Below are 571 nucleotides of genomic sequence, written 5' to 3'. Positions count from 1 at the left end.
CTGCCGGTGAGCAATCAGCTCATACATAGCGTTGTATGAGGGTCATAGGTTTGTTTTTTTCAGAGGTTTTCGTCCTCTTGGAATGATTATCTTTAAAATTACCTTTTAGGATAATCACCTCGGATGTCTTGTGTTAAATTCATTCTAAGGATTGAATTTAACTTGTAGATATTTCAGTATATAGTTTTCAAGGTACAATTTTAAATCTGACGCTAAAGAAAATCTTTAGCGAATGGAGATGGAGAGATTCGAACTCTTGACCCCCTGCTTGCAAGGCAGGTGCTCTCCCAACTGAGCTACACCCCCATTTAAGTGTTCTGGCAGCCACCTGCTCTCCCATATCGTCTCCAACATAGTACCATCGGCCGCTTGGGTCTTAACCATCGTGTTCGGGATGGGAACGGGTGTGTCCCCCAAGCGCATCGCCACCAGAAATCTCTTAGGCTTTTCCGTATTCTTTTGTTTTGAAGTACGAGCCTTCATAACTAAACAGTGTACTTAACACATTCGTGTTCCCCTACTAATTCTTCCTTAGAAAGGAGGTGATCCAGCCGCACCTTCCGATACGGCT

1 tRNA gene and 1 rRNA gene are annotated in these 571 nt (G+C 43.6%); both read right to left on the bottom strand.

The window, feature by feature from the left end:
- Positions 1 to 233 precede the first annotated feature (233 nt).
- Positions 234 to 306 (bottom strand) — tRNA-Ala (locus WMO29_RS16680).
- Positions 307 to 315: 9 nt separating this feature from the next.
- Positions 316 to 433: ribosomal RNA gene (gene rrf, locus WMO29_RS16675) — 5S ribosomal RNA — on the bottom strand.
- Between the last annotated feature and the right edge of the window lie 138 nt (positions 434 to 571).

This window comes from Laedolimicola intestinihominis (assembly GCF_040096155.1).
GTDB lineage: Bacteria > Bacillota > Clostridia > Lachnospirales > Lachnospiraceae > Laedolimicola > Laedolimicola intestinihominis.
Note: the sequence above shows the minus strand (reverse complement) of the source record. Positions and strands in the feature narration are given on the sequence as shown.